20 protein-coding genes and 1 rRNA gene are annotated in these 21,009 nt (G+C 50.2%); 19 read left to right on the top strand and 2 right to left on the bottom strand.

The window, feature by feature from the left end:
* Positions 1-104 precede the first annotated feature (104 nt).
* The 12 genes from msrP (at position 105) to OGX90_RS04340 (ending at position 10,327) form a co-directional block, all read left to right on the top strand.
* On the top strand, positions 105-1,109 hold the full coding sequence (gene msrP / locus OGX90_RS04395) for a protein-methionine-sulfoxide reductase catalytic subunit MsrP (RefSeq protein ID WP_057067970.1): 1,005 nt from the start codon (positions 105-107) through the stop codon (positions 1,107-1,109).
* Positions 1,110-1,709, top strand: a complete 600-nt coding sequence (gene msrQ / locus OGX90_RS04390; protein ID WP_048236876.1) for a protein-methionine-sulfoxide reductase heme-binding subunit MsrQ — start codon at positions 1,110-1,112, stop codon at positions 1,707-1,709.
* Positions 1,710-2,101: 392 nt separating this feature from the next.
* Positions 2,102-2,572 carry an acetyl-CoA carboxylase biotin carboxyl carrier protein gene (gene accB, locus OGX90_RS04385; RefSeq protein WP_003025210.1) on the top strand — a complete coding sequence of 157 codons (471 nt, stop codon included), beginning with the start codon at positions 2,102-2,104 and terminating at the stop codon, positions 2,570-2,572.
* A 10-nt stretch (positions 2,573-2,582) separates the two neighbouring features.
* The gene (gene accC, locus OGX90_RS04380; protein WP_003828838.1) at positions 2,583-3,932 is read left to right on the top strand and encodes an acetyl-CoA carboxylase biotin carboxylase subunit; all 1,350 of its coding nucleotides are present in this window, start codon (positions 2,583-2,585) and stop codon (positions 3,930-3,932) included.
* A 107-nt stretch (positions 3,933-4,039) separates the two neighbouring features.
* The gene (locus OGX90_RS04375; protein WP_003828839.1) at positions 4,040-4,282 is read left to right on the top strand and encodes a YhdT family protein; all 243 of its coding nucleotides are present in this window, start codon (positions 4,040-4,042) and stop codon (positions 4,280-4,282) included.
* Positions 4,272-5,723 carry a sodium/pantothenate symporter gene (gene panF, locus OGX90_RS04370; protein WP_020996361.1) on the top strand — a complete coding sequence of 484 codons (1,452 nt, stop codon included), beginning with the start codon at positions 4,272-4,274 and terminating at the stop codon, positions 5,721-5,723. The genes OGX90_RS04375 and panF overlap by 11 nt, the downstream gene beginning before the upstream one ends.
* 11 nt (positions 5,724-5,734) lie before the next feature.
* The gene (gene prmA, locus OGX90_RS04365; protein ID WP_003025221.1) at positions 5,735-6,616 is read left to right on the top strand and encodes a 50S ribosomal protein L11 methyltransferase; all 882 of its coding nucleotides are present in this window, start codon (positions 5,735-5,737) and stop codon (positions 6,614-6,616) included.
* Between the two features lie 170 nt (positions 6,617-6,786).
* A complete protein-coding gene (locus OGX90_RS04360) occupies positions 6,787-7,521 on the top strand; it encodes a carbonic anhydrase (protein ID WP_234692443.1) in 735 nt (244 codons plus the stop codon).
* Positions 7,522-7,819: 298 nt separating this feature from the next.
* Complete coding sequence (dusB, locus tag OGX90_RS04355; RefSeq protein ID WP_008785970.1) at positions 7,820-8,785, top strand: tRNA dihydrouridine synthase DusB; 966 nt, start codon at positions 7,820-7,822, stop codon at positions 8,783-8,785.
* A gap of 25 nt (positions 8,786-8,810) precedes the next feature.
* Entirely contained in the window at positions 8,811-9,107 is a 297-nt protein-coding gene (gene fis, locus OGX90_RS04350; RefSeq protein ID WP_000462905.1) for a DNA-binding transcriptional regulator Fis, read from the top strand.
* Between the two features lie 88 nt (positions 9,108-9,195).
* Positions 9,196-10,080: an adenine-specific DNA-methyltransferase gene (gene yhdJ / locus OGX90_RS04345; protein ID WP_103284658.1), complete on the top strand. Its 885-nt coding sequence runs from the start codon at positions 9,196-9,198 to the stop codon at positions 10,078-10,080.
* Positions 10,081-10,162: 82 nt separating this feature from the next.
* Positions 10,163-10,327, top strand: a complete 165-nt coding sequence (locus OGX90_RS04340) for a DUF2556 family protein (RefSeq protein ID WP_003025279.1) — start codon at positions 10,163-10,165, stop codon at positions 10,325-10,327.
* Between the two features lie 46 nt (positions 10,328-10,373).
* Here the strand turns inward: OGX90_RS04340 and envR are convergent, their stop codons facing one another.
* Positions 10,374-11,030: an acrEF/envCD operon transcriptional regulator gene (gene envR, locus OGX90_RS04335; protein ID WP_153686713.1), complete on the bottom strand. Its 657-nt coding sequence runs from the start codon at positions 11,028-11,030 to the stop codon at positions 10,374-10,376.
* Between the two features lie 413 nt (positions 11,031-11,443).
* Between envR and OGX90_RS04330 the strand changes: the two genes are divergently transcribed.
* The 7 genes from OGX90_RS04330 (at position 11,444) to OGX90_RS04300 (ending at position 20,838) form a co-directional block, all read left to right on the top strand.
* Positions 11,444-12,604, top strand: a complete 1,161-nt coding sequence (locus tag OGX90_RS04330) for an efflux RND transporter periplasmic adaptor subunit (RefSeq protein ID WP_234692445.1) — start codon at positions 11,444-11,446, stop codon at positions 12,602-12,604.
* Positions 12,605-12,615: 11 nt separating this feature from the next.
* Complete coding sequence (locus tag OGX90_RS04325; protein WP_191235972.1) at positions 12,616-15,729, top strand: efflux RND transporter permease subunit; 3,114 nt, start codon at positions 12,616-12,618, stop codon at positions 15,727-15,729.
* Between the two features lie 271 nt (positions 15,730-16,000).
* On the top strand, positions 16,001-16,222 hold the full coding sequence (locus OGX90_RS04320; RefSeq protein WP_003025292.1) for a lipoprotein: 222 nt from the start codon (positions 16,001-16,003) through the stop codon (positions 16,220-16,222).
* Between the two features lie 460 nt (positions 16,223-16,682).
* Positions 16,683-17,708, top strand: coding sequence for an amino acid ABC transporter substrate-binding protein (locus OGX90_RS04315; RefSeq protein ID WP_008785976.1), 1,026 nt, complete (start codon positions 16,683-16,685; stop codon positions 17,706-17,708).
* A gap of 69 nt (positions 17,709-17,777) precedes the next feature.
* Positions 17,778-18,959 carry an amino acid ABC transporter permease gene (locus tag OGX90_RS04310; protein WP_003844801.1) on the top strand — a complete coding sequence of 394 codons (1,182 nt, stop codon included), beginning with the start codon at positions 17,778-17,780 and terminating at the stop codon, positions 18,957-18,959.
* A 9-nt stretch (positions 18,960-18,968) separates the two neighbouring features.
* On the top strand, positions 18,969-20,072 hold the full coding sequence (locus OGX90_RS04305) for an amino acid ABC transporter permease (RefSeq protein ID WP_234692448.1): 1,104 nt from the start codon (positions 18,969-18,971) through the stop codon (positions 20,070-20,072).
* Between the two features lie 7 nt (positions 20,073-20,079).
* Positions 20,080-20,838 carry an amino acid ABC transporter ATP-binding protein gene (locus OGX90_RS04300; protein ID WP_212024792.1) on the top strand — a complete coding sequence of 253 codons (759 nt, stop codon included), beginning with the start codon at positions 20,080-20,082 and terminating at the stop codon, positions 20,836-20,838.
* Between the two features lie 89 nt (positions 20,839-20,927).
* Here OGX90_RS04300 and rrf read toward each other — a convergent pair.
* Positions 20,928-21,009: ribosomal RNA gene (gene rrf, locus OGX90_RS23875) — 5S ribosomal RNA — on the bottom strand; the annotation flags it as partial.

Below are 21,009 nucleotides of genomic sequence, written 5' to 3'. Positions count from 1 at the left end.
AAATTTACACTTAATTAACGAAATTTCGCGGCACATCTACAGACTCCCTGCCATATTAACTACGCGTCCCCTGTCAGTTATGACGCGTAAGCCGGGAGTCTGTTATGAAGAAATTACGTCCATTTACAGAAGCCGACGTCACTGACGAGTCGGCTTTTTTTATGCAGCGTCGCCATGTGCTGAAAGCATTAGGGATCAGCGCAGCCGCGTTGTCTTTACCCCACTCTGCGCAGGCTGACCTTCTGAGTTGGTTTAAGGGTAATGACCGCCCGCCCGCGCCCGCGGGAAAGCCGCTTGATTTCAGCAAGCCCGCCGCCTGGCAAAATTCGCTTCCTTTAACCCCAGCGGATAAAGTTTCTGGCTACAACAACTTCTATGAATTCGGTCTCGACAAAGCGGATCCGGCAGCCAACGCGGGTAGCCTGAAAACCGATCCGTGGACATTAAAAATCAGTGGTGAGGTCGCCAAACCACTCACTCTCGATCACGATACCTTGACCACCCGTTTCCCGCTGGAGCAACGGATTTACCGCATGCGCTGCGTGGAAGCCTGGTCAATGGTCGTGCCGTGGATTGGCTTTCCGTTACATAAACTGTTGGCGCAGGTAGAACCCACCAGCAATGCGAAGTATGTCGCGTTCGAAACGCTGTACGCACCGGAAGAAATGCCAGGACAAAAAGATCGCTTTATTGGCGGCGGGCTGAAGTATCCCTATGTTGAAGGGTTGCGCCTGGATGAAGCAATGCACCCACTCACACTGCTTACCGTGGGGGTTTATGGTAAGGCCCTTCCGCCACAAAATGGCGCGCCCATTCGCTTAATTGTGCCGTGGAAATATGGATTTAAAGGCATTAAGTCGATCGTGAGTATCAAACTCACGCGCGAACGCCCTCCGACAACCTGGAATCTGGCCGCGCCCAATGAATACGGGTTTTATGCCAACGTGAATCCGCATGTCGATCATCCCCGCTGGTCCCAGGCCACTGAGCGTTTTATTGGCGCTGGCGGTATTCTGGACGTACAGCGTCAGCCTACGCTGATGTTTAACGGCTATGCCGAAGAGGTTGCGTCACTGTATCGCGGACTCAATTTGCAGGAGAATTTTTAAGTGCGACTGACCGCAAAGTATATTACCGGGCTGAAAGTTTGCCTGCATCTTGCCGGTTTTTTGCCGTTTATCTGGCTATTTTGGGCGATAAATCACGGCGGCCTGAGCGCCGATCCGGTCAAAGATATCCAGCACTTTACCGGTAGGACAGCTCTGAAATTCTTGCTGGCGACCTTGCTGGTCTCTCCACTCGCGCGCTACGCTAAACAGCCATTATTGATACGCACACGTCGCCTGTTAGGGCTATGGTGTTTCGCCTGGGCAACACTGCATTTAACCAGCTACGCGTTACTGGAACTGGGCATTAATAATCTGGCGTTGTTAGGGCGGGAATTAATTACGCGACCTTATTTAACCTTGGGCATTGTCAGTTGGGTCATATTATTCGCCCTCACCTTAACGTCCACGCAGGCTGCACAGCGAAAGCTGGGTAAAAACTGGCAGTATTTGCACAACTTCGTCTATCTTGTGGCGATCCTGGCACCCATACATTATCTGTGGTCGGTAAAAATTATCTCCCCTCAACCGATTATTTATGCAGCGCTCGCTGCGGTGCTGTTAGCGTGCCGTTACAAGAAGTTTCGCCAGTGGTGGCGGTAGTTTCACGATATGTGCAGTGCGTTGCAAAACACGGACGATCCGATTTTCTTTACATGTTAACGGTTGATTATCTTCCCTGATAAGACCAGTATTTAGCTGCCAATTGCTACGAAATAGTTATAATGTGCGACTTTGCTATCCCCGGTAGCGTTTTTAAGGCGCTGAAAGGGTGACAATCGCATATTGAAGGTATATTTTGTCTTTTACCCGAAAATGGCAGAAGATAGCCGCACAATGACTAACAAGTCTGGCAATCTCACTTAATGGCAGCAGCACCCAGTGCAGCGCCTGAGATGCGTGGCATCTTGTCACTCACTGTTATAAAAATGCTATACAGACGGCGGTAAAACGCCTGTCACAATCTCACTAAACAAAGAGTACGGAACCCACTCATGGATATTCGTAAGATTAAAAAGCTGATCGAGCTGGTTGAAGAATCAGGCATCTCCGAACTGGAAATTTCTGAAGGCGAAGAATCTGTACGCATCAGCCGTGCAGCGCCAGCTGCAAGTTTTCCGATGATGCAACAGGCTTATGCTGCACCAGTGATGCAGCAACCAGCTCTGTCTAACGCTGTCGCACAAACTGCCTCTCCAAGTATGGAAGCTCCGGCAGCAGCGGAAATCAGTGGTCACATCGTACGCTCCCCAATGGTTGGTACGTTCTACCGCACCCCGAGCCCGGATGCTAAAGCGTTCATCGAAATCGGACAGAAAGTGAATGCGGGCGATACCCTGTGCATCGTTGAAGCCATGAAAATGATGAACCAGATCGAAGCCGACAAATCCGGCGTAGTTAAAGCGATCCTGGTAGAAAGTGGTCAACCGGTAGAATTTGACGAGCCGCTGGTCGTCATCGAATAACGAGGCGAACATGTTGGATAAAATTGTTATCGCCAACCGCGGCGAGATTGCCCTGCGTATTCTTCGTGCCTGTAAAGAACTGGGCATCAAGACTGTCGCTGTGCATTCAAGTGCGGATCGCGATTTAAAACACGTATTGCTGGCGGATGAGACGGTCTGTATCGGCCCGGCTCCGTCCGTAAAAAGCTATCTGAACATCCCGGCTATCATCAGCGCCGCTGAAATCACCGGCGCGGTGGCAATTCACCCGGGCTATGGCTTCCTCTCTGAGAACGCCAACTTTGCTGAGCAGGTAGAGCGTTCTGGCTTTATCTTCATCGGCCCGAAAGCCGACACCATCCGCCTGATGGGCGACAAAGTGTCTGCAATCACCGCGATGAAGAAAGCGGGCGTACCGACAGTCCCAGGCTCTGACGGCCCGCTGGGCGATGACATGGACGCTAACCGCGCTCATGCTAAACGCATCGGCTACCCGGTTATCATCAAAGCCTCCGGCGGCGGCGGCGGTCGCGGTATGCGCGTCGTGCGCAGCGATGCCGAACTGGCACAATCCATCTCCATGACCAAAGCGGAAGCAAAAGCCGCTTTCAATAACGACATGGTCTACATGGAGAAATACCTGGAAAACCCACGCCACATTGAAATTCAGGTGCTGGCTGACGGTCAGGGTAACGCAATTTATCTGGCAGAACGTGACTGCTCCATGCAGCGTCGTCACCAGAAAGTTGTCGAAGAAGCACCAGCGCCGGGCATTACCCCGGAACTGCGTCGCTACATCGGCGAGCGTTGCGCCAAAGCGTGTGTTGATATCGGCTATCGCGGGGCGGGTACTTTCGAGTTCCTGTTCGAAAACGGCGAATTCTACTTCATTGAGATGAACACCCGTATTCAGGTTGAACACCCGGTAACCGAAATGATCACCGGCGTTGATCTGATCAAAGAGCAGCTGCGCATCGCAGCGGGTCAACCGCTGTCCATCAAGCAGGACGAAGTTGTGGTTAAAGGCCATGCGGTAGAATGCCGTATCAACGCCGAAGACCCGAACACCTTCCTGCCAAGCCCGGGTAAAATCACGCGTTTCCACGCACCGGGTGGCTTTGGTGTGCGTTGGGAGTCTCATATTTACGCAGGCTACACCGTACCTCCGTACTATGACTCAATGATCGGTAAGCTGATCTGCTATGGCGAAAACCGCGACGTCGCTATCGCCCGTATGAAAAACGCATTGCAGGAACTGATCATCGACGGTATCAAAACCAACGTTGACCTGCAGATCCGTATCATGAATGACGAGCACTTCCAGCACGGTGGAACCAATATCCACTACCTGGAGAAAAAACTCGGACTTCAGGAAAAGTAAGCGTGCGTTAACCGAAAAGGCCGGAAATTCCGGCCTTTTGTTTTTCTCCCCTCCCGCACGTGCCATAAGGTACAATCCCCGCTTTCTTTATCCACAAGGGACAAAAAATGGACGCTCGTTTTGTTCAGGCCCATAAAGAGGCGCGCTGGGCGCTGTGGCTAACCCTTTTATATCTGGTCACATGGTTAGTGGCCGCTTACTTACCAGATTCAACGCTGGGTTTTACCGGCTTACCGCACTGGTTCGAAATGGCCTGCCTGCTAACGCCGCTGGTTTTTATCGTGCTGTGCTGGGCGATGGTGAAGTTTATCTATCGCGACATTCCGTTGGAGGATGACGATGCAGCTTGAAGTTATTTTTCCGCTGGTCGCCTATCTTCTGGTGGTCTTCGGTCTCTCAGTTTATGCCATGCGCAAGAGATCGACCGGTACCTTCCTGAATGAATATTTCCTCGGCAGCCGCTCCATGGGCGGCGTCGTGTTAGCGATGACGCTAACGGCAACCTACATTAGCGCCAGCTCGTTTATTGGCGGTCCTGGTGCCGCTTACAAATACGGACTGGGATGGGTGCTGCTAGCGATGATCCAGTTGCCCGCCGTATGGCTCTCATTGGGGATTCTTGGTAAGAAATTCGCCATTCTGGCACGCCGTTATAATGCTGTTACCCTCAACGATATGCTATTTGCACGCTACCAGAGCCGCCTGCTGGTATGGCTGGCAAGCCTCAGCCTGTTGGTCGCGTTTGTCGGGGCAATGACCGTACAGTTTATTGGCGGCGCACGTTTGCTGGAAACCGCAGCGGGTATCCCCTACGAAACCGGTCTGCTGATTTTTGGCGTCAGCATCGCGTTATACACGGCGTTCGGCGGCTTTCGCGCCAGCGTGTTGAACGACACCATGCAGGGCATGGTGATGCTGATTGGTACTATCGTTTTGCTGGTCGGCGTTGTTCATGCTGCCGGTGGCCTCAGCAATGCGGTGGTAACCCTGCAGACTATCGATCCTAAACTGGTTTCGCCGCAGGGCGCTGATGACATTTTGTCACCCACGTTTATGACCTCATTCTGGGTGCTGGTATGCTTTGGCGTGATTGGCCTGCCGCATACGGCGGTACGCTGTATCTCTTATAAAGACAGTAAAGCGGTACACCGCGGCATTATCATCGGCACCATCGTGGTGGCGATTCTGATGTTTGGTATGCATCTGGCGGGCGCTCTGGGACGGGCGGTAATCCCTGACCTGACGGTACCGGATCTGGTAATCCCTACGCTGATGGTCAAAGTCCTGCCGCCGGTCGCTGCCGGGATTTTCCTCGCCGCACCTATGGCTGCGATTATGTCGACGATCAATGCCCAATTGCTGCAAAGTTCCGCTACGATCATTAAGGATCTGTACCTGAACCTTCGCCCGGAACAGCTGGAAAACGAAACCCGGCTGAAACGCATGTCGGCAGTGATTACCCTGCTGTTGGGCGCATTGCTGTTGCTGGCCGCCTGGAAACCGCCAGAGATGATTATCTGGCTGAATCTGCTGGCGTTTGGCGGGCTGGAAGCCGTCTTCCTGTGGCCTCTGGTGCTGGGCCTCTATTGGGAGCGGGCAAACGCGTCAGGCGCATTGAGCGCGATGATTGTCGGCGGCGTGCTTTATGCTCTACTCGCCACCTTTAACGTTCAGTTCCTGGGCTTCCACCCAATCGTGCCCTCGTTACTGATAAGCTTGCTGGCTTTCCTGATAGGCAACCGTTTCGGTTCCGCCGTCCCGCAAGCCGCCATATTGACTACTGATAAATAAAGAGTTTTGCCATGCCATGGATCCAACTGAAACTGAACACGACCGGTGCCAACGCTGAAGAGTTGAGCGATGCACTGATGGAAGCGGGCTCCGTTTCCATTACTTTCCAGGATACGCATGATACGCCGGTATTTGAACCTCTGCCGGGCGAGACTCGCCTGTGGGGTGATACCGACGTTATCGGCTTGTTCGATGCAGAAACCGACATGAAAGAAGTAGTTGCTATCCTGGAACAGCATCCGCTGCTGGGTGAAGGCTTCGCGCATAAAATCGAACAGCTCGAAGACAAAGACTGGGAACGCGAATGGATGGATAACTTCCACCCGATGCGCTTTGGTGAACGTCTGTGGATTTGCCCAAGCTGGCGCGATGTCCCGGATGAGAATGCTGTCAACGTGATGCTGGACCCGGGTCTGGCGTTTGGTACAGGCACGCACCCCACTACCTCTCTGTGCCTGCAATGGCTGGACGGTCTTGATCTTAACGGTAAAACGGTTATCGACTTTGGCTGCGGCTCCGGCATTCTTGCTATTGCGGCACTGAAGCTGGGTGCGGCGAAAGCCATTGGCGTGGATATCGACCCGCAAGCGATTCAGGCCAGCCGTGATAACGCCCAGCGTAATGGTGTTTCTGAGCGTCTGGAGCTTTATCTGCCGAAAGACCAGCCAGAGGCGATGAAAGCCGACGTGGTGGTCGCCAACATCCTTGCTGGCCCATTACGTGAACTGGCTCCGTTAATCAGCGTACTGCCCGTTGAGGGCGGTTTGCTGGGGCTTTCTGGTATTCTTGCCAGCCAGGCGGAAAGCGTCTGTGAAGCCTATGCCGATCTCTTTACGCTCGATCCGGTTATCGAGAAAGAAGAGTGGTGTCGCATTACCGGCCAGAAAAAATAATCCCTTCCGGCGTGGTTATCTGACCACGCCATTTTCAGACAATTGACCAGCATACCGACACTTTCCTCAGCGATATAATAATCAATTGATTTTGTTATTTTTTATATTGATTTTCGTTGAGTAAACGTATGCGTTTCAACTGTTTTACAACAACTTTGCTGGCAGCATGCATGACGCCACTGACCACGCTGGCCGTACCATGGGGATATACCGAAGAAAACGGCCCAGCACGGTGGGGAGAAATCAGCAAAGCGTATGCAACGTGCCAGACAGGCATAAACCAATCCCCCATAGACATCCAGACCACCACAACCAGTAAACTCGGTCTCCCCGCGCTGAACATGCAGTACGTCGATGGCCCAACTAGATTTCGGAGCATTAACCATACGTTGCAAGCAACGATGAGTAGCTACGCATCTAATTCTATTGAAATTGATGAAACGCTTTATTATTTAAAACAATTTGATTTTCATGCCCCGAGCGAACATACCCTCAACGGTAAAACCTATCCGCTGGAGCTGCAGCTGGTCCACAAAAATCAATCCGGAGACATCGCTATCGTGGCGGTTATGTTTGATATCGGCGAACCAAACCAGGCGATTCAAAATTTGTGGGAGTCCTTTCCAACCATGGAGGACAGCAGCATGGCCATCTTCTCGCCGGTCGATATCCACCAGCTTTTACCCGACAATAAAACCTACTGGCGCTACCGTGGTTCGTTAACAACGCCTCCCTGCACCGAAGGCGTCACCTGGACTGTCCTGAAAACGCCTGTTGCTCTTTCTGCCGAACAGATGGATAAATTCCACTACATTGTTGGGACGGCAAACAATCGCCCGCTGCAGCCGTTGAATGAACGCAAGATTACGGACAGCTATTCTGGGGATACCGAGATCCTGTACTAAAATGAGGTAGCGATCACACAATGACGAGGTAATTTGCTGATTAATTCAGCAGAATATCTTGTCAGTACCGTCTGCAGCTGAAGAAAAAATGAGAAGTTACGCAAAATTATATGTGTATATAAAATCGACACATTTTTATAATGCGATGATTTATATGATTAAATATTTTCATGCGTTCACATTTACGGCAATTCATTGATCCACCTCAGTGGATTGGTCAAAGTTTGGCCTTTCATCTCGTGCGAAAAATGCGTAATATACGCCGCCTTGCAGTCACAGTATGGTCATTTCTTAACTCATGCGCATCGGACAATACCAGCTCAGAAATCGCCTGATCGCAGCACCTATGGCTGGCATCACTGACAGACCATTCAGGACGCTGTGCTATGAGATGGGAGCAGGATTGACAGTATCCGAGATGATGTCTTCTAACCCGCAGGTTTGGGAAAGTGACAAGTCTCGTTTACGGATGGTGCACGTTGATGAGCCAGGAATTCGCACGGTGCAAATTGCCGGTAGCGACCCTGTTGAGATGGCCGATGCCGCACGTATTAACGTGGAAAGCGGCGCCCAGATTATTGATATCAATATGGGGTGTCCGGCTAAAAAAGTGAATCGCAAGCTCGCAGGTTCAGCCCTCTTGCAGTACCCGGATTTAGTGAAATCGATACTAACCGAGGTCGTCAATGCAGTGGACGTTCCTGTCACACTCAAGATTCGCACCGGCTGGGCTCCGGAACACCGTAACTGCGTAGAGATTGCCCAACTGGCTGAAGACTGTGGCATTCAGGCTCTGACCATTCATGGACGCACCCGCGCCTGTTTGTTCAATGGAGATGCTGAGTACGACAGTATTCGGGCAGTTAAGCAGAAAGTTTCCATTCCGATTATCGCGAATGGCGACATTACTGACCCGCATAAAGCCAGAGCTGTACTCGACTATACGGGGGCGGATGCCCTGATGATAGGACGTGCAGCTCAGGGAAGACCCTGGATCTTTCGGGAAATCCAGCATTATCTGGACACTGGGGAGCTGCTGCCCCCGCTGCCTCTGGCAGAGGTGAAGCGCTTGCTTTGTGCGCATATTCGGGAACTGCACGACTTTTATGGTCAGGCAAAAGGGTACCGAATTGCGCGTAAACACGTATCCTGGTATCTCCAGGAACACGCTCCGGATGACCAGTTTCGGCGCACATTCAACGCCATTGAAGATTCCAGCGAACAGCTGGCGGCGTTGGAGGCATACTTCGAAAATTTTGCGTAAACAGAAATAAAGAGCTGACAGAACTATGTTCGAACAACGCGTAAATTCTGACGTACTGACCGTTTCTACCGTTAACTCTCAGGACCAGGTAACTCAAAAGCCCCTGCGTGACTCGGTTAAACAGGCACTGAAGAACTATTTTGCTCAATTGAATGGTCAGGATGTGAATGATCTCTATGAGCTGGTACTGGCTGAAGTAGAACAGCCCCTGTTGGACATGGTGATGCAATACACCCGCGGTAACCAGACCCGTGCTGCCCTGATGATGGGCATCAACCGTGGTACGCTGCGTAAAAAACTGAAAAAATACGGCATGAACTGATACTAATCAGTTAAATGTTTGTTTTAAAAGGCGCTACTCGGCATGGGGAAGCGCCTTTTTTATTGACGTCACACGGGAGGCTTTGGCGATGAACGCGAGATGTGAACCTGTCTATTTTGGCGATGAATCTAAAAAGATAATCCTGGGCGATGCGCTAACTGAACTGAAAAAACTGCCGTCTGAAAGCGTCGAACTCATTTTTGCTGACCCTCCTTATAACATCGGGAAAGACTTTGACGGGATGGTTGAATCCTGGGACGAAGAGACCTTTCTGGCGTGGTTGTTTGAGTGCATCGACGAGTGCCATCGCATCCTCAAACCACACGGCACCATGTACATCATGAACAGTACGGAGAACATGCCGTACATCGATCTCAAATGCCGCCCGCTTTTTACCATCAAGAGTCGTATCGTGTGGTCATACGATAGCTCAGGAGTACAGGCCAAAAATTACTTTGGTTCGATGTATGAACCGATCCTGATGATGGTAAAAGATCAGAAAAACTACACATTTAATCGTGACGATATTCTGGTTGAAGCCAAAACTGGCGCTAAACGCGCGCTAATAGACTACAGAAAAAACCCGCCGCAGCCCTACAATCAGAAAAAAGTGCCGGGCAATGTCTGGGAGTTCCCACGCGTACGCTATCTGATGGACGAATACGAAAACCACCCCACCCAGAAACCCAAAGCCCTCCTGGAGCGTATAATTCTGGCGTCCTCGAACCCAGATGACAAGGTACTGGATCCGTTTGCCGGCAGCTTCACCACCGGAGCTACCGCCGTGGAATTGGGTCGCAAGTTTGTCGGGATTGAGATCAATACTGAATACGTAAAAATGGGACTCAGAAGACTGAGTATCGGTTCTCATTTTTCAGAAATTGAGCTTGCCAAGGTGAAAAAACGTAAGACAAAAAACCTGTCTAAAAAGAGTCGATTGACGGCAAGGAGTGGCGATCTTTCAACAAAGTAAAGGCATTGTAAGTCTGCTTTTCAGCTTAAAAATTTCGTGTATATTCCCTGCACACTTGGGCATGAATACACAGGGTTTAGGAATGATTCGCAAGTATTGGTGGCTGGTTGTTTTTGCGGTCTTCGTTTTTCTTTTTGATGCGCTGCTCATCCAATGGATAGAGCTGATGACAACAGAGCACGACAAGTGCCGGAATATGAACTCAGTGAATCCCCTTAAGCTGGTCAACTGCGTCGACCTCGAATAGCACCTCAGATAACACTTCGACAGCCGTCAGCCCCTGGCGGTAAAAACTATCCTACCTGGTTTTCACTCTGCATTAATTGCATGACGCTACCGTCTGGGCTTAACATTTTTAGTACATTATCAACTAATACTGGAGCTTGCCCATATAGATCATAACTCACTGGATTCATTAACCAGTTTTTTATAATTCCGCTAAAACTACCGTGCAGAATAATGATGATGACATCTAAATCAAGAGTGGTGGCAATCAAATTGTCATCGACACACTTTTGCAGGGAATCACGAATGCTATGATGACTGATACCTATTTTATCGCGAATAGCCTGCTCAGATATCATATCGTTATGAAATTCACACTTATGATATAAAATCTGCATTAATGCCTGCTGACGAGGGTTCTCTGCAATATATTGTAACCCCACCACAAACTTTTCTCGCAATCGCTGTAAAGGGTTATCACCCCAACGACCAATTAGCTTGTCCTGAATAAGATCGCGTAAAGGTGGTTGTTGTAACCATAGCTCATTAAACAGTTGAGTTTTATTTTCGAAATGCCAATAGAGCGCGCCACGCGTCACGCTGGCAGCATCCGCAATGTCGTTTAGCGTCGTATTGCTTACGCCACGTGCGGCAAACTGTACAATTGCCGTTTCTATCAGGTGCTGCCGCGTTTTGAGGGCATCAGCTTTCGTTTTTCTGGCCATGGTTCCGACTGTCTGAGGTAGAGTAGAGAATGATTAACTTTCTTATCTAATATTTGCGATACGGAACAAATGTATCACTTAGCATTTATTTAAACGAGTTCTAAAAAATATTATTACGGACTTTGCACACGAATAAACAAAACGAATGCCAACAAACAATATATTCACAAACCAAATGCTTATTTCAATTTGTGTTTATGCGAATCATAGTATTGCTATTAACACCACAATGAAACAGCTGTCGATTAATCTTTTTTTGCTTTTACGTGCCGTGTATCGTGCCTATAAATAAGTATTGCTTACATCGCAAGCTAATAATTTGTAGGATAGCCAACTATTATTTTTCTTGTGCGCGTTATCGCCCCCTGCTTTACCCGGTTAATAACGAGCGTTCGGTTTTTTAAGGAATAGAAATGACGAAAAATGCCAGGTTTTCACTCCTGCCCTCATTCATCATCGTCTCCGCTGCATTACTCGCCGGTTGTAACGATCAGGGAGAAACACAAGCTCATCCCGCAGAACCGCAGGTGACTGTCCATATCGTCGAAAAGGCTCCTTTAGCCGTAACGACCGAATTACCCGGGCGCACAACGGCATTCCGAATTGCAGAAGTTCGTCCCCAGGTCAGCGGGATAGTGCTTAAACGGAATTTCACTGAGGGAAGCGATATTGAAGCCGGACAGTCACTTTATCAGATCGATCCCGCGACTTATCAGGCTGACTATGACAGCGCCAAAGGTGAACTGGCGAAGAGTGAAGCGGCGGCTGCAATCGCGCATTTAACGGTGAAACGCTATGTGCCGTTGGTTGGCACCAAGTACATCAGCCAGCAAGAGTACGATCAGGCAATTGCTGATGCTCGTCAGGCCGATGCCTCCGTGATCGCGGCAAAAGCGGCGGTCGAAAGCGCGCGTATCAATCTGGCCTACACCAAAGTGACATCGCCAATTAGCGGACGCATCGGTAAATCTAACGTCACCGAAGGTGCATTAGTCACGAATGGCCAGGCTACAGAGCTTGCTACCGTTCAACAGCTCGATCCCATTTACGTCGATGTGACACAGTCCAGTAACGACTTTATGCGCCTCAAACAGTCCGTTGAACAAGGGAGTCTGCATAAAGACAGCGCCAGCAGTACTGTCGAACTGGTGATGGAAAATGGTCAGTCATACCCGCTAAAAGGCTCTTTGCAGTTTTCTGATGTGACGGTTGATGAAAGCACCGGCTCAATCACCCTCAGAGCCGTGTTCCCTAACCCACAGCACACGCTGTTGCCGGGCATGTTTGTGCGCGCACGCATTGATGAAGGCGTCCAGCCAAATGCCATTCTCGTTCCGCAGCAGGGGGTAACGCGTACACCTCGCGGCGATGCCACCGTAATGGTCGTTAACGGCAAGAGTCAGGTTGAGTCTCGCGCAGTCGTTGCCGCACAAGCTATTGGTGACAAGTGGCTCATCAGCGAAGGCCTGCAACCGGGTGACAAAGTTATCGTGAGTGGCTTACAGAAAGCACGTCCAGGCGTTCAGGTTAAAGCAACCGCCGATACCGAAACCCCTGCCACGAAAGCCCAATAAGGTAACCGGACATGGCTAACTTTTTTATCAGGCGTCCTATCTTTGCCTGGGTATTGGCTATCATTCTGATGATGGCGGGTGCTCTGGCAATCATGCAACTGCCCGTGGCACAGTACCCGACCATTGCGCCTCCTGCGGTCGCTATTTCTGCCACCTACCCTGGTGCAGATGCACAGACGGTTCAGGATACAGTCACACAGGTTATCGAACAGAATATGAATGGTATCGATAACCTGATGTATATGTCCTCCACCAGCGACTCGGCCGGGAGTGTGACTATTACACTGACTTTCCAGTCCGGTACCGATCCCGATATCGCGCAAGTGCAGGTGCAAAATAAACTGCAGCTCGCCACTCCGCTACTGCCGCAAGAAGTTCAGCAGCAAGGGATCAGCGTCGAGAAATCCAGCAGCAGCTTTTTGATGGTTGCGGGTTTTGTTTCTGACAACCCACAAACCACACAGGATGACATTTCCGACTACGTCGCCTCGAACGTTAAAGACTCAATCAGCCGTCTGAATGGCGTGGGTGACGTGCAACTGTTTGGTGCACAGTACGCCATGCGCATCTGGCTGGATGCAAACTTATTGAACAAATATCAGCTCACGCCGGTTGATGTGATCAATCAGTTGAAGGTACAGAACGATCAGATTGCCGCAGGTCAGTTAGGGGGGACGCCTGCATTACCTAACCAGCAGCTTAACGCTTCTATCATTGCGCAAACGCGACTGAAAGACCCTGAAGAGTTCGGCAAAGTGACTTTACGCGTGAACAGCGATGGTTCGGTTGTTCACCTGAAAGACGTCGCGCGTATCGAGTTAGGCGGGGAAAACTACAACGTCGTGGCGCGTATTAACGGTAAGCCTGCATCCGGCCTTGGGATCAAGCTGGCAACTGGGGCAAACGCGCTGGATACCGCGAACGCTATTAAAGCCAAGCTGGTTGAACTGCAACCATTCTTCCCGCAGGGAATGAAGGTGGTCTACCCGTACGACACGACGCCATTTGTAACCATCTCCATTCATGAAGTGGTAAAAACACTGTTTGAAGCGATCGTGCTGGTGTTCCTGGTCATGTATTTATTCCTGCAAAACATCCGGGCAACGCTCATTCCGACCATCGCCGTACCTGTCGTATTGTTGGGCACATTTGCCGTGCTTGCTGCGTTTGGCTACTCAATAAACACCCTGACGATGTTCGGCATGGTGCTCGCCATCGGTCTATTGGTCGATGATGCGATAGTGGTGGTGGAAAACGTGGAACGCGTGATGATGGAGGATAATCTGCCGCCCAAAGAGGCGACGGAAAAATCCATGTCACAAATACAGGGAGCACTGGTTGGTATCGCCATGGTGCTGTCTGCGGTATTTATCCCGATGGCCTTCTTTGGCGGTTCAACCGGGGCTATCTATCGGCAGTTTTCCATCACCATCGTTTCCGCCATGGCGCTTTCAGTACTGGTCGCGCTGATCCTGACTCCCGCACTTTGTGCAACGTTGCTGAAGCCGGTATCAGCTGAACATCACGAGAAAAGAAGCGGTTTCTTTGGCTGGTTCAACGCCAAATTCGATCACAGCGTCAATCATTACACCAATAGCGTCAGCGGTATTGTGCGTAAAACCGGGCGTTACCTGGTCGTCTACCTGATAATCGTCATCGGGATGGCGGTGCTGTTTATGCGCCTGCCAACCTCCTTCCTGCCAGAGGAAGATCAGGGCGTCTTCCTGACGATGATTCAACTTCCTGCAGGCGCCACGCAAGAACGCACCCAGAAGGTGCTGGATCAGGTCACCCACTACTACCTGAACAATGAAAAAGCCAACGTTGAAAGCGTCTTTACGGTTAACGGCTTTAGCTTCAGCGGCCAGGGGCAAAACTCAGGGATGGCGTTCGTCAGCCTCAAGCCCTGGGAAGAACGTAGCGGTAACGAAAATAACGTTGAATCAATTATCGCCCGCGCTACCCGAGCGTTTAGTCAGATTCGTGATGGTCTGGTGTTCCCTTTCAACATGCCAGCCATCGTTGAACTGGGTACCGCGACGGGCTTCGACTTCGAGCTGATTGACCAGGGCGGGTTGGGGCATGCTGCGCTAACCCAGGCACGTAACCAACTGCTGGGCATGGTTGCCAAACACCCTGACCTGCTGGTTCGTGTGCGTCCAAACGGGCTCGAGGATACCGCACAGTTCAAGCTGGATGTCGATCAGGAGAAAGCGCAAGCGCTTGGTGTCTCACTGTCTGATATCAACGAAACTATCTCAGCTGCGCTGGGCGGCTATTACGTCAATGACTTCATTGACCGTGGACGCGTGAAAAAAGTGTACGTACAAGCCGATGCCAAGTTCCGTATGTTACCGGAGGACATCAATAATCTGTATGTTCGTAGCGCCAATGGCGAAATGGTTCCGTTCTCCACGTTCAGTTCCGCACACTGGATCTACGGCTCACCGCGCTTGGAGCGCTATAACGGTATGCCTTCTATGGAACTGCTGGGAGAAGCAGCGCCTGGCAGAAGTACCGGTGAAGCAATGGCGCTGATGGAAAGCCTGGCGGAAAAACTGCCAAACGGTATTGGTCATGACTGGACGGGGATGTCCTATCAGGAAAGGCTGTCGGGTAACCAGGCACCTGCGCTGTATGCCATCTCGCTAATCGTTGTCTTCCTTTGCCTTGCCGCATTGTATGAAAGCTGGTCTATTCCTTTCTCGGTGATGCTGGTTGTACCGCTCGGTGTTGTGGGCGCATTGTTAGCAGCATCACTGCGTGGGATGAATAACGATGTGTATTTCCAGGTTGGCTTACTAACCACAATCGGCCTCTCGGCTAAGAACGCCATCCTGATCGTCGAGTTTGCCAAAGACCTGATGGATAAAGAAGGCAAGGGGTTGATTGAAGCGACGCTGGAGGCATCGCGCATGCGTCTTCGTCCTATCCTGATGACATCCCTGGCCTTTATTCTGGGGGTTATGCCTCTGGTTATCAGTCACGGTGCAGGTAGTGGTGCGCAGAATGCGGTCGGTACAGGTGTTATGGGAGGAATGCTGACCGCAACATTGTTGGCTATCTTCTTCGTCCCCGTCTTCTTTGTTGTCGTAAGACGGCGTTTTAGTCGGCACAACGATTAATTTGTAAAATAAAGGCGTCTACGGACGCCTTTTTCACCCATGTTACGCCTCTTTATTTATTAATAAGATAGCCATTTATTTCATTTAAAGCATTCCTTTAAACGCCCCCGCGACCTTTCTTTTTATCCATTATTTTTACAATCCACATGAATTGAGATTATTCCTCATGTCAGTCCTTTTTTAAGAAGTGGTAAAATAATCGCCGAGTTCGCAGATGGCTTAGCGTTTGTCTTTGCTCGATTAGCGAAACGCTTATTTTTGAGGTAACACCATGAAAAGATTAATATCCGTTGCACTGCTTACCGCATTCCTGGCTGGCTGTGCACACGATTCTCCTTGCGTACCTGTATACGACGATCAGGGACGCCTGGTTCATACCAATACCTGTATGAAAGGCACCACCCAGGATAACTGGGAAACAGCTGGAGCCATCGCCGGTGGTGCTGCAGCCGTTGCCGGACTGACGCTTGGGATTGTCGCCCTGACCAAATAAATCATATTAAAAGCGCGGTTATTACCGCGCTTTTAGCAATAAGCATAAAATCTACATATAAGACAAAACGTTGCTTAATAGAACCTGACATGTAATAAAATTATTATAGATTTCACTCACACATCCGCGATTTGAAATTAGCATTTTTTCTGTTTTTCGTAACACCGCATTTTCTTTTCATTATTCTCACGCCATTAATATTAACGCCAGAAATCGTTATCACGCGTCCTGTCTGATTTTTAAATTTTTTGCGCCGAAATGTGGCTTACGTTTCAATTTTGCACCACTTCAGGGCGCTGCATTTATTTTTTCCTGTCTACACTCTGCATATTGCGTCGAATAATCAGGCGCAAAAAACTGGCACTACCTTTGCTTAAAAGAGTATGGCCAAAGCCACAGACAGGTAAAAGACGTTTTCAGAACGTTTCCATAACAATAATTCCTCCACACAGGATGCTCTATGAAAAAGATGATAATCGCCAGCCTGGCTGCGGCCGGTGTGCTGCTTGCTGTTGCAAATCAGGCACATGCCGGCGCAACACTTGATGCCGTAAAGAAAAAAGGGTTTGTGCAATGTGGGATCAGCGACGGCTTGCCTGGCTTTTCTTACGCCGATGCAAGCGGCAAGTTCTCGGGTATTGATGTTGATGTATGTCGTGGCGTTGCCTCCGCCGTATTTGGCGATGATAGCAAAGTAAAATATACCCCGCTCACCGCCAAGGAACGCTTTACCGCATTACAGTCTGGTGAAGTCGACATGCTCTCTCGTAATACCACGTGGACCTCTTCTCGTGATGCCGGTATGGGCATGTCCTTCACTGGTGTAACGTATTACGACGGCATTGGCTTTCTTACCCACAATAAAGCAGGCCTGAAGAGCGCTAAAGAGCTGGATGGTGCAACGGTCTGTATTCAGGCGGGAACCGATACCGAACTAAACGTGGCCGACTACTTTAAAGCCAATAAGATGAAGTACACCCCTGTCACCTTTGACCGTTCGGATGAATCAGCCAAGGCTCTGGAATCTGGACGTTGTGATACGCTGGCTTCCGACCAGTCTCAGCTGTATGCCCTACGCATCAAGCTGAGCAATCCTGCGGAATGGATCGTCCTGCCAGAAGTTATTTCTAAAGAACCGCTGGGACCTGTCGTACGTCGTGGGGACGATGAGTGGTTCTCCATTGTTCGCTGGACGCTGTTCGCCATGCTAAATGCGGAAGAAATGGGTGTTAACTCGAAAAACGTCGATGAAAAAGCGGCTAATCCAGCAACACCGGATATGGCACACCTGTTGGGTAAAGAAGGGGATTATGGCAAGGATCTGAAGCTTGATAACAAATGGGCCTACAACATTATCAAGCAGGTTGGTAACTATTCGGAGATCTTTGAACGTAACGTTGGATCGGAAAGTCCGCTGAAGATCAAACGTGGACAGAACAACCTCTGGAATAACGGTGGCATTCAGTATGCGCCACCGGTGCGCTAATGCGTAGTGATGTAACGGGCGCCGCAACTGCGGCGCTCAGCCCAGAGTCATAGTTACTGAGGTTTTCTTATGTTCCATCGCCGCTCAACCGTAAAAGGATCGTTATCCTTTTCTAACCCTGCGGTCCGCGCCTGGTTATTTCAAATACTCGCCGTCATTGCGGTTATCAGCATTGCGGTCTATCTCATTCATAACACGATAAATAACCTGAACAATAGCGGTATTACCTCGGGGTTTTCTTTTCTCGATCGCAGCGCCGGATTTGGCATTGTCCAGCATCTGATCGATTACGAGCAAGGCGATACGTATGGTCGTGTCTTTGTGGTCGGCCTGCTCAATACTCTGTTAGTTTCAGCACTGTGCATTGTTTTCGCATCAATTCTCGGTTTCTTTCTCGGACTAGCACGCCTGTCAGATAACTGGTTATTGCGAAAGCTCTCGACGATCTACATCGAAACGTTCCGCAATATACCGCCGCTGCTGCAGATCTTCTTCTGGTATTTCGCCGTATTACGTAATCTGCCCGGCCCACGCCAGGCCGTTAACGCGCTGGATTTGATGTTCCTGAGTAACCGGGGGCTCTATATTCCGGCCCCGCAAATGGGAGAAGGTTTTTTTGCCTTTTGCACCGCTGTCGTTATCGCTATCGTCGTCACCATCGGATTATTTCGCTTCAACAGAATGCATCAGACCAAAACCGGTCAGCTACGTCGGACCTGGCCCACAGCTCTGGCGTTGATCGTACTTTTACCGGTGATTTCACAGTGGATGTTTGGCGCTGCGCTTCACTGGGATATTCCCGCGCTCCGTGGTTTTAACTTCCGTGGCGGTATGGTGCTTATTCCTGAACTGGCGGCATTGACTCTGGCGCTTTCGGTATATACCTCGGCATTTATTGCAGAAATTATTCGGGCGGGCATTCAGGCCGTTCCTTACGGCCAACATGAAGCCGCACGCTCGCTGGGTCTGCCAAATCCGGTGACGCTACGCCAGGTAATCATCCCACAGGCGCTACGCGTCATCATTCCCCCACTGACCAGCCAGTACCTGAATATCGTCAAGAACTCTTCTCTTGCGGCCGCCATTGGTTATCCGGACATGGTTTCACTGTTTGCCGGCACGGTACTCAATCAAACAGGGCAAGCCATTGAAACGATCGCCATCACCATGTCGGTATACCTGATCATCAGTCTGAGTATTTCTTTGCTGATGAATATTTATAACCGCCGTATTGCACTGATTGAGCGCTAAGGAGCCATGATGACAAAAGCACTGCTGTCTCACCCCTCGCGCCAGCGCAGTAATCCGGCAAGCCGCAGTCTACTCTGGGTGCGTAAAAACCTGTTCTCCAGTTGGTCAAATAGCCTGCTCACCCTGCTATGCGTATGGCTGATTTGGTCATTTCTCCCGCCACTGTTGAACTGGGTATTCTTTCAGGCCAACTGGGTCGGTTCTACCCGGGCAGACTGTACCAAAGCGGGAGCCTGCTGGGTGTTTATCCATGAACGCTTCGGGCAATTCATGTATGGGCTTTATCCACACGATCAGCGTTGGCGTGTAAATCTGGCCCTGATAATTGGTCTGGTTTCTATTGTTCCGATGTTCTGGAAAACCATTCCCCACCGAGGCCGTTATATCGCCATCTGGGCAGTCATATATCCGCTTGTCGTCTGGTGGCTGATGTACGGTGGTTTTTTCGGGATTGAACGCGTAGAAACCCGGCAGTGGGGTGGATTAACACTGACGCTTATTATTGCATCCGTGGGGATTGCAGGCGCGCTTCCATGGGGCATTTTACTGGCGTTGGGACGTCGTTCCCATATGCCAGTCGTGCGGGTTTTATCCGTCATTTTCATTGAGTTCTGGCGCGGTGTACCGTTGATTACCGTTCTGTTTATGTCCTCGGTCATGCTTCCTCTGTTTATGTCCGAAGGAACCAGTATCGACAAGCTTATCCGGGCGCTGGTCGGCGTTATTCTTTTCCAGTCGGCCTATGTCGCAGAAGTGGTTCGCGGAGGGTTACAGGCCCTACCGAAAGGTCAGTATGAGGCCGCGGAATCACTGGCGCTAGGGTACTGGAAAACTCAGGGGCTGGTCATTCTTCCGCAAGCCCTCAAGCTGGTTATCCCGGGTCTGGTTAACACGATTATCGCCCTGTTCAAGGATACCAGCCTGGTCATCATCATCGGTCTGTTTGATCTCTTCAGTAGCGTGCAGCAGGCAACTGTGGACCCTGCGTGGCTGGGTATGTCGACAGAAGGATATGTTTTCGCTGCACTGATTTACTGGATCTTCTGTTTCAGTATGTCGCGTTACAGCCAGCATCTGGAAAAACGTTTTAACACCGGGCGTACACCGCACTGAGGAATTTATGAGCCAATTATTAATGCCGTCTACCGACGCGATGATTACGCTGGAAAACGTCAACAAATGGTACGGACAGTTTCATGTCCTGAAAAACATCAACCTGAAGGTAAAACAGGGAGAGCGCATCGTATTATGCGGGCCTTCCGGTTCGGGTAAATCGACAACTATCCGCTGTATTAACCATCTGGAAGAACATCAGCAAGGACGCATAATAGTGGATGGGATTGAGCTCAATGAAGACATCCGCAATATTGAGCGCGTCCGACAAGAAGTTGGCATGGTCTTTCAGCACTTTAATCTCTTTCCTCATTTAACTGTCTTGCAAAACTGCACGCTGGCGCCTATCTGGGTGCAAAAGATGCCGAAAAAAGAGGCTGAAGTACTGGCAATGCACTACCTTGAGCGGGTCCGCATTGCCGAACATGCACATAAATATCCCGGGCAAATCTCTGGTGGACAACAACAGCGCGTGGCCATTGCACGCTCGCTGTGTATGAAACCCAAAATCATGTTATTTGATGAACCCACATCAGCGTTGGATCCTGAAATGGTAAAAGAAGTGCTGGATACCATGATAGGTCTGGCGCAATCGGGCATGACCATGCTATGTGTAACCCATGAAATGGGCTTTGCCCGCACAGTAGCTGACCGGGTGATCTTTATGGATCTTGGCGAGATTGTGGAACAGGCACCACCGGATGAGTTTTTTGCTCACCCCAAATCGGAACGCACTCGCGCGTTTTTATCGCAGGTTATCCATTAAATATATATATGCCGGATACAGTTCCGGTTGATTTCCGCGTATAAATGCAAAAAGGCCATCCTTTCGGATGGCCTTTTCACTTATTTGATGTCTGGCAGTTCCCTACTCTCGCATGGGGAGACCCCACACTACCATCGGCGCTACGGCGTTTCACTTCTGAGTTCGGCATGG

It is taken from the genome of Citrobacter sp. Cpo012 (assembly GCF_030333015.1).
In the GTDB taxonomy this organism is placed as follows: domain Bacteria; phylum Pseudomonadota; class Gammaproteobacteria; order Enterobacterales; family Enterobacteriaceae; genus Citrobacter; species Citrobacter portucalensis.
Note: the sequence above shows the minus strand (reverse complement) of the source record. Positions and strands in the feature narration are given on the sequence as shown.